We start from the raw sequence: 12,454 nt of genomic DNA, 5'->3' as shown, positions 1-12,454 counted from the left end.
AAAGGCGGACGGGCAGGGAGACTGGCGATGACCGAAGCACCCATACTCCGCGTTCTGGCGACCGATGCCGCACTCGACCTGATTGATGCCTTGCGCGCCGACTATGGGCCGGTCCTGTTCCATCAGTCGGGCGGCTGCTGCGACGGGTCCTCGCCCATGTGCTATCCGCAGGGCGAATTCCTCGTCGGCGACGGCGACGTGCTGATGGGCGAGATCGGCGGCGCGCCGTTCTACATGAGCCGCTCGCAGTTCGAATACTGGAGGCACACCCAGTTGATCATCGACGTCGTGCCCGGCCGTGGCGGCATGTTCTCCCTCGAAAACGGCCGCGACGTGCGTTTCCTGACGCGCTCGCGTCTGTTCAGCGAGGAAGAGGAAGCAGCGCTGCCGGCGTTGTGACATCCCATGCGCCGCCCGGCGGCGCATCCTTTTCACCCAGGAAATCCACAGGAGCTACAATGGCCAAGACCATGAAGGCCGCAGTCGTGCGCGCGTTCGGGGAACCGCTGACGATCGACGAGGTGCCGATTCCGGAGCCCGGCCAGGGCCAGATCCAGGTCAAGATCGCGGCATCCGGTGTCTGCCACACCGATCTGCACGCAGCCGACGGCGACTGGCCGGTGAAGCCCAATCCGCCCTTCATTCCCGGCCACGAGGGGGTCGGCTACGTGTCGGCGGTGGGCACCGGCGTCAAGCATGTCAAGGAAGGCGACCGCGTCGGCATTCCCTGGCTCTACACCGCCTGCGGCTATTGCACGCACTGCCTCGGCGGCTGGGAGACGCTGTGCGAGGAGCAGAAGAACACCGGCTATTCGGTGAACGGCGGCTTCGCCGACTATGTGGTCGCCGATCCGAACTTCGTCGGACATCTGCCGAAGAGCGTCGAATTCGTCGACATCGCGCCGGTGCTGTGCGCGGGCGTCACCGTCTACAAGGGGCTGAAGGTGACCGACACCAAGCCCGGCGACTGGGTGGTGATCTCGGGGATTGGCGGGCTCGGCCACATGGCGGTGCAATACGCCAGCGCCATGGGGCTCAACGTGGCGGCGGTGGACGTCAGCGACGACAAGCTGGCGCTGGCAAAACGCCTCGGCGCGAGCCTGACGGTGAACGCGAAGAACGGCGATCCGGCGGCGGTGATCAAGAAAGAGATCGGCGGGGCGCACGGCGTGCTGGTCACGGCGGTGTCCAACATCGCCTTCGAGCAGGCGCTCGGCATGGTGCGCCGGGGCGGCACCGTCTCGCTGAACGGCCTGCCGCCGGGCTCGTTCCCGCTGCCGATCTTCGGCATGGTGCTGAACGGCATCACGGTTCGCGGTTCCATCGTCGGCACGCGCCTCGACCTGCAGGAATCGCTCGCCTTCGCCGGCGAGGGCAAGGTCAAGGCGATCACGACCGCCGACAAGCTCGAAAACATCAACGCCATCTTCGACCGCATGAAGAAGGGGCAGATCGAGGGCCGCGTGGTGCTCGACCTGCAGTAAGCCGGGGCGGGGTCGTCCGGACGATCCGCGGTTCGACATGAAAGCGGCGGGCGGGCCCCGGCAGGGTCCGTCCGCCGTTTCCGTTCGGAGGCGCTTCAACCCGCGTCTCCGGCCGGCTCGCTGCCCAAAGGCGGGAACAACGGTAACGGAAAGACACGGATGCCGGTTCCTTTCGTCATGCGGCGGCCGATATGACGGCAGCCCCGGGCACTCCCGTCACGAACGTCAATCGGACGCGCTCCTCCTCCGGCTGAACGAGACGTGGCGGGAAAGGTCCGTGTACGGTAGGACGTGCACCAGCGCGAACAGGTTGCGATCATTGGCGAATTGCAATCGTGACCGCCGTTCCCGCTCTTCCGGGCCGGGACTATCCAGCCATGAGGTGTTGGGACCTCCCAACCGCCCCGACCTCGCCGAGATGCGCGATGCTGGGGCGAGGGTGGGGAAAAGGTCTGCTATCGGCGTTTCCGTGACCGCTGTTCCCTGATGCCGGGGCGTCATGAGCGATCCCGAGATGGAAAGGGATCAAAAAATTCCCGCGCCGCGAAAATGCTGCCCGATGAGCGCCAGCAGTGCGGCCGGCTGTTCGATGCCGGGGATATGGCCGGCTCCCTCGATGACGGCAAAGCGTGCGCCGGGCATGAGCACGGCTGTTTCGCGCACGACGTCGGGCGGGGTCGAGCCGTCGCCGTCACCGACGATGCATAGTGTCGGCGTGCCGATACGGGCGGCGTCGGCGCGGAAATCGGCGTTGCGGATCGCGATGCAGGCGCCGAGGTAGCCGTCAACGGGCGTGCGCGTGAGCATGTTGCGCCAGCCCGCGAGATCGACGGCGTTGCCGGCCCGGTAGGGCGGCGTGAACCAGCGTTCCAGAACGGCGTCGGCGATGGCCTCGATGCCGTCCGTCTCGACGGCCGCGATGCGCGTCGCCCACGCTTCGTCCGTGCCGATCCTGGCGGCGGTGCCGCTCAGCACAAGCGCCCTCAGCCGTGCGGGAGCGCGGACGGCGAGCCGCTGGGCGATCAGTCCGCCCATGGAAAGGCCGACAAGGGCGACCTCGGCAATGGCGAGACCATCGAGCAGGCCGAGGAGATCGTCGACGTAATCGTCGATGCCGAAGGGGGCCGGCGGCGTGTCGGAGAGGCCGTGTCCGCGCTTGTCGTAGAGCAGCACTCTTGCCTTGTCGTCCAGTGCCGCAGCGACGGCGTTCCAGATGCGAAAATCGGTGCCCAGCGCGTTGACGAATACGATGACGGGCGCGTCGGCGGGCGTATCGGGTCCGGCGTGCAGGGTATAATGCTGCACGACACCGTTGGCGCGCAGGAACGTGAGCGGTCTCGTCATTGGAATATCCCTGGGAATGCCCCTGTCGGACAGGTCGCGGGTGAAAGGGCGGCCTGCGGCGGTTCTGCCGGGCTCATTCAGTATCAGACTATTCGGATGCGCGAAACAAAGCCCGGGCCGTCCACGCTGGCCGGCGGCAAGTGGCAGCAAAAAACAACGCGCCGCGGGAAGGCGGCGCGTTGCGGGATCGGGAATGCGGCGAGGCATGATACCGACGCCTGACGACCGCAAGTCACGGGTCAGCGGCCGGGCCCCTGCGGCGCTCGACCAAGGCATGCACGGAAGCGGTCCCCCTCCCCGGGGAGCGCCGGTACTAGAGCAAAATGCATTGAAGCTGAATCGCTATTTTGCTCTAACCATTTGCTCATGCATCACATCTTTCAGAAAGCGGTACCCGTTTTCCGGCTTGATGCATCAGTTGCCGAACTTGCCCTCATATTTGAAGGCAGGCGCAGCTTTCAGGTCCTCGGCCGTGGCGTTGACGCGCGCGTCCCACCGCCTGTCGGTTTCATTGTAGGTCACCGTCACGCTTTCCGGCTCAAGGACGACGTAGTGCTCGCCAAGCCCCAGGAAGCCGCCGACCGAGACGATGATCCCGGTCAGGGAGTTATCGCTGTCAAGCACGAGATCCCTGATCGAGCCCACGGTTTCGTTGCCGGCATTGGACACGTTGAGGCCGACGAGATTGGAGCTCAGCACGTTCGTGTCGCTGATGGACACGACCGCAGGAGGATTCGCCGGGGTCGCGGGCGTCTCGCCAGCCGCGGGCGGTTCGGCCGTGGGGGGCGTCACGGGGGTTTCGGGAGCCGCAGGGGCCGCGGGGGTTTCGGGGGCCGTGGGCGTTTCAGGGGCCGCAGGCGTTTCCGGAGTCGGCGCCGCTTCCTGCGCGAAGGCGGGCGCGGCGAGGGCGACAGCGGAAAGCATGAGCGAGCCCATCATAATGTTACGCATGGTCATCTCCTTTCGGGTTGATCACATGCAAAGAACAATTGGCTGCTATGTTGGTTCCTTACCGCTGGTTGAAAATTTTAATCATTCACCCGCGCAAGGTCGCGCCGCCATCGACATAGAGATCAGCCATGGTGACATGGCGCGCGCGGCTGGAGGCCAGAAACACGACGGCGTCCGCGATGTCCTCCGGCGTGGCGATACGCCCCAGCGGAATCCCTGAGCGGAAGGTTTCCGGCGAGCCGGCGATCACCCGCGCCGGCCCGTTGTCGTCGGTCCACATCGCCTCCTGCATGGGCGTCAGGGTGGAGCCGGGCGCGACGATGTTGCAGCGGATCCCGTATGACGCGAGTTCCAGCCCGAGACAGCGGGTGAACATGGTCGACGCCGCCTTGGACGCCGCATAGGCCGCCATGCCATGGCGCGGAATGCCGGCAGCGTTGGAGCTGACGGTGACGATCGCGCCCCGCCGCCGCGCCCGCATCGGTGCGGCGACCGCCTGCGACACGAGGAACACGCCGGTGGCATTGACGGCGAAGACGCGCTGCCACTCGGCGAGATCGGTATCGGCGACAAGCGTCGTCGACAGCACGCCGGCGACATTGGTGAGAATGTCGACGGGGCCGGTATCGGCCTCGATCCCGTTGACGAGCGCACCGACGGCCTGCGCATCCGTCACGTCGAGCGGCGCAGTCACGAGACGGGGCGAGCCGTGCCTGTCCCGAAGCGTCGTCAGCGCCTCGGTGCTCAGGTCCGTCGCGACCACCGTCGCGCCCTCGTCGAGCAGCGCCGCGACGACGGCAGCGCCGATGCCGCCCGATGCGCCGGTGACGAGAGCGATCCGTCCGCTGATGCCGTTATCGCGCATATCGCATGTCCTTGTCATATTGTCGCGCGTCGGCGCAGCGCGTCCGCAATGACCGGCGCGATGCGGGCCGTTGCCTCGCCGCCGGTGAGATGCGCATGCAGCGACGGCACGTCGTGGATATCGAGCCCCCCGACATAGGGCGCCCACAACTGTGGCGTGAGGGGCGTGCCCGCGTGGTCGAGCGCGGCGCGGAAGTAATGCGCCTTGCCGGGAAAGAAACCATGCCGGTGCTGGCGCACCAGCCGGTTGTTGGCAGCGACCACCTGCAGCACGCCCGCCAACGCCACATCGGACAGCAGGCCGAGCGGATTGCCGATGTCGCGCAGGAACCGCATGACCCGTTCGCGTGTCAGTTCGCCTTCACCGAGTTCGGAAACGTCGCTGCCGGCGATCTGCACCAGCGCCTTGAGCGCCACATCCTCTGACGGGTCGGCCTGTTCGCGCCAGCTGTCGCTCGGATAGGCGTCGAGCAGGGCGAGCAGGCCGATCGGCGCGCCGGCCTGCGCCAGTTGCACCGCCATGGCATGGGCGATGATGCCGCCGACGGACCATCCCGCAAGGTGGACAGGCCCTTCCGGATGTACCGCGCGGATCAGCCCGACATAGTCGGCGGCGATGGCGTCGATGCTCTCCGGCGCGGGGGCGGTTGTGTCGAGGCCGCGCGCCTGGATGCCGTAGACCGCATGACCGGGTGCCAGCGCCCGCGCCAGTTCGGCATAGCACCACGAAATGCCGCCGGCCGGGTGGATGCAGAACAGCGCCGAGATCTCGTTGCCGCGGTTGAGACGAACGAGCGGAGCCAGTCCTTCGCTATCCGTGACGGAGAGTGGCCCCGCAGCCGCGAACGCGGCATCGATCCGGGCGGCGAGGCGGGCGACGGTGGGATCGGTGAAGATGATGCCGAGACCAAGCAGATTCTGGCCCGGCGCGTTGCCGGCGAGCGAGGCGCCCCATTCGTCGCGCACCAGCCTGAGCAGCTTCGCCGCCAGCAGCGAATGCCCGCCGAGTTCGAAAAAATCGTCATCAGCCGATATCGTCGCCGCGTCGAGCCGCAGGCAGTCGGCGAAGCGCGCGGCAAGGCGCCGCTCGGTACCGGTGGCGGGAGGGCGTCCCGCCACGGCGGCAAAGGCTGGCTCCGGCAACGCCTTGCGGTCGAGCTTGCCGTTGGCGGACAGCGGCAGGCGGTCGAGCGTCACGAAGGCGGAGGGTACCATGTAATCGGGCACATGTGCGGCCGCATGGGCGCGCAGGGCCCCGACATCGATGGACCGGCCGGGTTTCGCCACGACGTAGGCGACGAGGCGCCTGCCTCCCGTGCCGTCGTCGCGCGCATCGACCACGGCTTGCGCCAGGTCGTTGTCGGAGAGGAGCACCGCCTCGATCTCGCCCAGTTCGATGCGCAGGCCGCGCAGCTTCACCTGATGGTCAGTGCGCCCCAGAAACTCCACCGTGCCGTCGTCGCGCAACCGCGCCAGGTCACCGGTGCGATACATTCTTTCGCCGGCAAAAAAGGCGTCGGTGACGAAGCGCTCGCCGGTGAGTTCTGGCTGGCCGAGATAGCCGCGCGCCAGTTGCCGTCCGGCCAGATAAAGCTCGCCGACAATGCCCGCCGGCACGGGGCGCAGGCGCGCGTCGAGCACGTAGAGACGGGTGTTCCAGACGGGGTGGCCGATGGGCACCGGCCGGCTCGTGTCATCGCGCGAGGCGGGCCAGTAGCTCACGTCGACCGCTGCCTCGGTCGGGCCGTAGAGATTATGCAGTTCGCCGGCAACCAATTGGTGGAAGCGGTTGCGCAGGTCGGCGGGCAATTCCTCGCCGCTCACGAACACGCGGCGGATCGCAAGGCCGTGCACCCGCGGCTCGTCGAGAAAGAGCGCCAGCATCGAGGGCACGAAATGCATCGTGGTGACGGCGTGCTCGCGCACAAGGCGCGCCAGCGCCTGCGGGTCCTTGTGCGCATCCGGCGGGGCGACGACGAGCGTCGCGCCGGTGATGAAGGGAAGGAAGAACTCCCACACGGACACGTCGAAGGTCGCGGGCGTCTTTTGCAGGATGCGGTCGCCGGGGCCGATGCCGTAATGTTCCTCCATCCACAACAGGCGGTTGACGATGGCCCGGTGCTCGATCACCACGCCCTTGGGCGCGCCCGTGGAGCCGGACGTGAAGATGATATAGGCGGCATCCGTGGGGGAGGGGGCGACGAATGGGCTTTCGGCCGGGATCGGTGTGCTGTCATCGTGCTCGACCAGCAGCAGCGGCGCATCCTCCGGCAGGGCGGCTTGCGCCGAGCCGGTGACGATGACGCGCGGCGTTGCGGAAGCGAGGATACGCGCCAGCCGCTCGCGCGGATGTCCGGCGTCGAGCGGCAGGTAAGCCGCGCCGATGCGCACGCTCGCCAGCAGCGCCAGCACCAGATGGCGCGAGCGCGGCAGCGCCACGGCGACGATGTCGCCCTTCTTGACGCCGGCTAAACGAAGCCGGTGTGCGAAGCGCGCGGTCTCGCTTTCGAGCTCGGCATAGGTGAAACATACCTCACCGTCGATGAGCGCCCGCGCGTCCGGCTGCGCTTGCGCGCGGCGGGCGAGCAACTCCGCCAGCGTCGTGTCTTCCACCTCACGGACGGTGGCGGTCTGGACGGCGCGCCAGCGGCGTTCCTCCTCGGGCGAGAGCGTCGGCGTGTCCACCAGCCGCTCGTTGCGGCTCGCCGCCTGCAGGAAGGCGACGAACCGGCGCCCGAGCTGCTGCGTCCGTTCCAGCGGGTAGAGCGCCGGATTGGTGTCGAGTTCGAGCCGCATCGTCTCGCCTGCCGCGTCGGCGCGCAGGGTGAAGGTGATGTCGTCCACCGCGCCCGCGCCGGGCACCCTGAGATCGGCCTCGATACCATGGAGGTGGAACGGCATGTCGAAGGGCATGATGTTGACGAGTGGGCCGTAGAGCCTCCGCTCGCCGCCGACGAGCCCGAGATCGCGGCGCAACTGTTCGCTGCGGTAGCGCCCGAAGCGGCGGCCCTTTGCCAGTTGGCGGGCGACGTCGGCGGCGAGCGCATCGAGCGGCGCATCCTCGTCGATGGAGAGCCGCAGCGGCAGCACGTTCATGACCATGGCCGGAACGCGCGCGGCGACCGATCCGAACCGGCCCATGTGCGGCACGCCGACAACGGTTTCGTCTGTCCCGGTATGGCGGGCGATGAAGGCGCCGGCGATCGTGGTGACGAGGTCGGGCCATGCCAGTCCGGCACGGCGGGCACGCTCCGTGATCGCCCGTGTCACCTCGGGTCCGATGTCGAGCGTGAAGCGGTGGAAGGTGTATGCGCTCACCGCCTCGCCCGGCGCGATGCCGACGACTTGCGGCCGCTCAGTGAAGAGCTCGTTCCAATAGGCGCGCTCCTTCGCCTCGCGGTCGCTTCCCCGATAGGCGTCGTCCTCGGCCAGCCAGTCGGCAAACGATCCGAAGGCGGTGTCCGGCTCGGGAACGCCGGTCACGATTTCGTTGTAGAGCGCGGCGATGCGGCGGTTGAGCAGCGAGGTGCCGTAGCCGTCGATGACGAGGTGGTGGATGTTCTGGTTCCAGACATGCAGGTCCGGTCCCGCGATGAGCAGATCCTCGGTGACGAGCGCCTCGCGCAGCGGATCGCGCGGGCGCGCCATGTCGCGGTCGATGTAGTCATAGGCTGCCTGCAGCGGGTCGGGCTCCGCCGTCAGATCAACGATGTCGAGCGTGGCGAAGGCGGGATCGTCGACGATCTGCTCCGGCCCCACCGGCCCGTCGACGAAGCGCACCGCGAGCGCCGGCGCTTCCCGGAGCGCCTGCTCCACGGCGGCCTTGAACGCGGTGCGGTCGAGCGGGCCTTTCAGCGTGACGATCTGGCCGGTGTTGAGGATGGGGTTGTCGGGGTCGAGCCTCTGCGCGAACCACAACCCTTCCTGCGCCTGCGTCAGTCTGCGTGCGCGCCCGGCCATGGTCATCCCGCCTGATGCCGGCTGGCGACGGCCCACCAGTGCGCCAGCGTCGGCTTCTCCGCCAGTTGCGCGAAATCGAGTTTTGCGCCCCGCTCGCCCCAGCGCTGGATGAGCGTCATCACGCGGATGGAATCGAGCCCGAGATCGATCAGGCTGTCCTCGTCGCCGATCTCGGCGGGATCCTCGCCGATGATGCGGGCGATGTCGGCGCGCATGGTGTCGAGGGTGAGGGCGGATGCGGTCATGGATCAGAGGCTTTCGAGCAACTTTTGCGTGGTGGTGACGACGGCGCAGCGGCCGGCGGCATAGGTGACGGCGAGATCGTGACTCGCGCGTGAGAAATCGGCCACCGCGTCGGCGACGAAGAACGGCTCGATGTCGCGCTGGAAGGCTTCCGCCGTCGTCATGAGGCAGCCGATATGGGCGTAGATGCCGGTGACGATGAGCTGGTCGCGTCCGCGCGCGCGCATCAGCGGCTCCAGGTTCGAGCGCTGGAAGGCGCTGTAGCGCCATTTGTGGAGCACGAAGTCACCATCGAGCGGGGCAAGTCGCGGGTGGATGTCCTGGTGTTCGGGTCGCGTGCTCATGCCAGGTCCCCAGAAATCGCGCTGCAGGCCCCGGTCGCGCGGGTCCTGATCGCCCTCCTGGGCGGTGTAGAACACGGGGATGCCGAGCTCGTGCGCATGGCGGCGCAGCGCGTCGATGTGGGCGATCACCGCATCGATCGGCGGGGAATCAGGCAGGAAGGGAGCGAGAAAATAGTTCTGCATGTCATGGATGAGCAGCGCCGCCCGATCGCGGCGCGCCTGCCAGCCCACACGTGGGCGCGGCAGGTCGGCATCCGTCGGCAGGGGATAGGATTCGATCGACGGCAATCCCATCATGCGCCCTTCTTTTCCTCGACAATCTTTTCTTGGGCACTCTTTTCTTGGGCCTCGGCGTCGAGCAGCTTCTGGCGCAGCGCGGCGCGCAGGTCCTTGCGGCTCACCTTGCCGACCGCCGTGGTGTGAAAGCTGTCGACGAATACGATGCGGTCCGGCACCTTGAAGGCGGCGAGCCCCCGCTCCCGCACCCACTTCTTCAGCTCGAGCGCCTTGGGGGCGGGGTGGCGCGCGATGATGAAGGCGCAGGAGCGCTCGCCGAGATAGTCATCGGGGATCGACACCACCGCCGCGTCGAACACCTGGCGGTGGGCGAGCAGGTGGTCCTCGATCTCCTCGGCGGAGACCTTCTCGCCGCCGCGGTTGATCTGGTCCTTGGCCCGGCCCTGCACCACGAGGTTGCCGTCGGGGCGCAGCAGCACGATGTCGCCGGTGCGGTAGAAGCCGTCCTCCGTGAAGGCGGCGGCGTTCGCCTCGGGTTCGTTGAAATACTGGCGGATGGTGTAGGGGCCGCGCGTCAGCAGGTGGCCCGGCGTGCCGGGCGGCACGGGGTTGCCGTCGTCGTCGAGGATGAGCAATTCGTCGTCGGGGCTGATGGGGCGGCCTTGCGTGTTGATGACGATGTCCTCGCCGTCGCCGGGGCGGGTGTAGTTGACGAGCCCCTCGGCCATGCCGAACACCTGCTGCAGAACGGGGCCGAAGGCGTCGACCACGCGCCGCGCCACCTCGGGCGTGAGCTTCGCGCCACCGACCTGCAGCAGCTTCAGGCTGGAGAGATCGTGCGCGGTGGTGCGCGCCGCCTCCGTCCACACCAGCGCCACCGGCGGCACCATGCCGGTGATGGTGACCTTCTCCCGCTCGATCAGCGGAAAGGCGGCATCGGGCGCCGGCGAGGGGCTCAGCACCACCGTTGCCCCGGCATGGAGCGCGCCGAAGGTGCCGGGCGAGCTCATGGGGAAGTTGTGCGCGATCGGCAGCACGCCCAGATACACGCCGTTTTCGTCGAGCCCGCAGATCTCGTTGCTGCCGCGCAGGCTGTAGATGTAGTCGTCATGGGTGCGCGGAATGAGCTTCGACAGGCCGGTCGAGCCGCCGGAGATCTGGAGGAACGCCACGTCCGAGGGGTTCGGCTCCGGCGGCAGCGGGCCGTCGTGCCGCTCGATGCCGGCAAGCGTCCTGAAAGGCCCGGCATCGTCCGAGGCGACGATGACGTGGTCGAGCGTCGGGATCTTTTCCTTCACCTCGACGGCGAGCGCGCGATAGTCGAAGCCGTCGAACGAATCGATGATCACGTAGCCCCGCGCTTGCGCGCGGTTGCCGAAGTGCACGATCTCCGTCGCGCGGTGGGCGGGCAGCGCGAACACCGGCAGGATGCCGGCGCGAAACAGGCCGAACACGACGCTGAAGAAGGGGGCGACGTTCGGCAATTGCACGATGACGCGCTCGCCGGGCTTGAGGCCGAGCGCCGTGAAGCCGCGCGCCAGCGCGTCGACCCGGGCGTCGAGTTCGGCATAGGTCCAGCGCGTCCCGCCTTCCACGATGGCGGGATGCCCGGGCCGGCGCGCGGCGCGGTCCCGGAGCACCGTGCCGAACGTCTCGCCGCGCCAGTAGCCGGCGGCGCGGTAGCGCGCCGCAAACGCCTCGGGCCATTGCTGGATGGCTGGAATCACGTCCTGTCCCCTGTTCCCTCTTGCCCCGTTTCCTGCTCCGCGTCCGTCCGTCCGGCGCCGCCGGCTTCGTCGATGCCCAGCGCCGCCAGCAGCGCGGTGAACTTCGCCGACGTCTCCGCCACCTCCGACCACGGATCGGAACCGGGCACGATGCCGGCCCCGGCATAGACCCGGGCGGTGCGTCCCGAAAATTCCGCGCAGCGGATCGCAACCATCCAGCGGCCGTCGCCGTTGCGATCCGCCCACCCGACCGCGCCTGCATAATAGCCTCGCTCGATATTTTCCAGCGCGGCGATCGCCTGCCGCGCCGCCTCGCGCGGCAGGCCGCAGACGGCGGGGGTAGGGTGGAGCGCCGCCGCGAGTTCGACCGCGGATACGTCCTTGTCCTTCAACGTGCCGTCGATGAGCGTGCCCAGATGCCACATCGAGGCCGTGGACACCAGCGATGGGCCGGATGGCGCTTTCAGATCGCGGCAATAGGGCGCGAGCGTGTCGAGGATCGCCTCGACGACGAAGGCGTGCTCGCGCCGGTCCTTTTGCGAATTCAGGAGGCCGGCGGCGGACGCCTCGTCCGCGTCCCGGTCCGCGTGCCGGCGCGCCGATCCGGCGAGCGGCGCCGAGCGGACGGCAAGACCGCGCTTGTCCACGAGCAGTTCGGGGGTGGCGCCGATGAGCGTGCGCGCCGGCGCGCCTGCGGCGGTGGGCAACGGCACGGCATAGGTGGCGATGCTCGGGTCGCGGGCGAGCCGCGACAGCACGGTGTCGGTATCGATCTCCGCCGGCGCCGTCACCATCAGGCTGCGCGCCAGCACCACCTTGCGCAGGCCCGAGGGGCCGGACAGCAACGCGAGCGCCCGCTCGACGGCTTCGGCATAGGCGGCCGGGGCCGGTTCGGCGGCGCTCGACCACTGCCCCTGCGCCGGCTCCGCCGTTGCGGCGGCGGCGCGCGCCGGCCAGACATCCGCCACCGTCTGCGGGGCATAGAGATGGGCGGGGGCGGTGCGGTCGAACGGCAGAACGCCGACGAGCATCGGCGCGTGCGGCCGCGCGTGCGCCTGCGCCGCCCAGAAGGCATTGACGGCGTCCTTCAGCCCCGCGGCCGGCGTCGGCGGGAGCGAGGCCCCGACGCCGAGGCCGACACGCGTCTCGTCCGCGCCGCTGAGGATGAAGGGTGTTGCGGCCTCAAGGCCGGCATCTTCGCTTTCCTGCCTCTCGGCATGGTCGTCTTGAGAAAATGCGCGCATCGCAGCAACAGCCATCGGACAGCCTCTTCGGAATGGACGCTTCGGACCGCGTTAGC

The 12,454-nt window shown here is 68.3% G+C and carries 10 protein-coding genes; 2 read left to right on the top strand and 8 right to left on the bottom strand.

Features of this window, described 5'->3' with window-relative positions:
* The first annotated feature begins 27 nt into the window (after positions 1-27).
* Together ACUSIJ_RS07430 and adhP are read left to right on the top strand one after the other, a co-directional pair.
* Complete coding sequence (locus ACUSIJ_RS07430) at positions 28-399, top strand: DUF779 domain-containing protein (protein ID WP_449307744.1); 372 nt, start codon at positions 28-30, stop codon at positions 397-399.
* Positions 400-458: 59 nt separating this feature from the next.
* Positions 459-1,484: an alcohol dehydrogenase AdhP gene (gene adhP, locus ACUSIJ_RS07425; protein ID WP_449307743.1), complete on the top strand. Its 1,026-nt coding sequence runs from the start codon at positions 459-461 to the stop codon at positions 1,482-1,484.
* A 525-nt stretch (positions 1,485-2,009) separates the two neighbouring features.
* On the opposite strand, the gene pcaD is transcribed toward adhP, so the two are convergent.
* From pcaD to ACUSIJ_RS07385, 8 genes are all read right to left on the bottom strand, one after another.
* Positions 2,010-2,828 (bottom strand): 3-oxoadipate enol-lactonase, encoded by an 819-nt coding sequence (gene pcaD, locus ACUSIJ_RS07420; protein WP_449307742.1) that lies wholly within the window; start codon positions 2,826-2,828, stop codon positions 2,010-2,012.
* Between the two features lie 414 nt (positions 2,829-3,242).
* Entirely contained in the window at positions 3,243-3,779 is a 537-nt protein-coding gene (locus tag ACUSIJ_RS07415) for a PRC-barrel domain-containing protein (RefSeq protein ID WP_449307741.1), read from the bottom strand.
* A gap of 85 nt (positions 3,780-3,864) precedes the next feature.
* Complete coding sequence (locus ACUSIJ_RS07410) at positions 3,865-4,644, bottom strand: 2,3-dihydro-2,3-dihydroxybenzoate dehydrogenase (RefSeq protein WP_449307740.1); 780 nt, start codon at positions 4,642-4,644, stop codon at positions 3,865-3,867.
* 14 nt (positions 4,645-4,658) lie between these two features.
* Positions 4,659-8,603, bottom strand: a complete 3,945-nt coding sequence (locus tag ACUSIJ_RS07405; RefSeq protein WP_449307739.1) for an amino acid adenylation domain-containing protein — start codon at positions 8,601-8,603, stop codon at positions 4,659-4,661.
* A 2-nt stretch (positions 8,604-8,605) separates the two neighbouring features.
* Positions 8,606-8,848 carry a phosphopantetheine-binding protein gene (locus ACUSIJ_RS07400; RefSeq protein WP_449307738.1) on the bottom strand — a complete coding sequence of 81 codons (243 nt, stop codon included), beginning with the start codon at positions 8,846-8,848 and terminating at the stop codon, positions 8,606-8,608.
* A gap of 3 nt (positions 8,849-8,851) precedes the next feature.
* Positions 8,852-9,487 carry an isochorismatase family protein gene (locus tag ACUSIJ_RS07395; protein WP_449307737.1) on the bottom strand — a complete coding sequence of 212 codons (636 nt, stop codon included), beginning with the start codon at positions 9,485-9,487 and terminating at the stop codon, positions 8,852-8,854.
* Positions 9,484-11,154 (bottom strand): (2,3-dihydroxybenzoyl)adenylate synthase, encoded by a 1,671-nt coding sequence (locus ACUSIJ_RS07390; RefSeq protein WP_449307736.1) that lies wholly within the window; start codon positions 11,152-11,154, stop codon positions 9,484-9,486. Before ACUSIJ_RS07390 ends, ACUSIJ_RS07395 begins: the two co-directional genes overlap by 4 nt.
* A complete protein-coding gene (locus tag ACUSIJ_RS07385) occupies positions 11,151-12,413 on the bottom strand; it encodes an isochorismate synthase (protein WP_449307735.1) in 1,263 nt (420 codons plus the stop codon). The genes ACUSIJ_RS07390 and ACUSIJ_RS07385 overlap by 4 nt, the downstream gene beginning before the upstream one ends.
* Between the last annotated feature and the right edge of the window lie 41 nt (positions 12,414-12,454).

The organism is Pseudochelatococcus sp. B33, from assembly GCF_053570585.1.
This window is presented reverse-complemented; position numbering and strand designations above follow the sequence as displayed.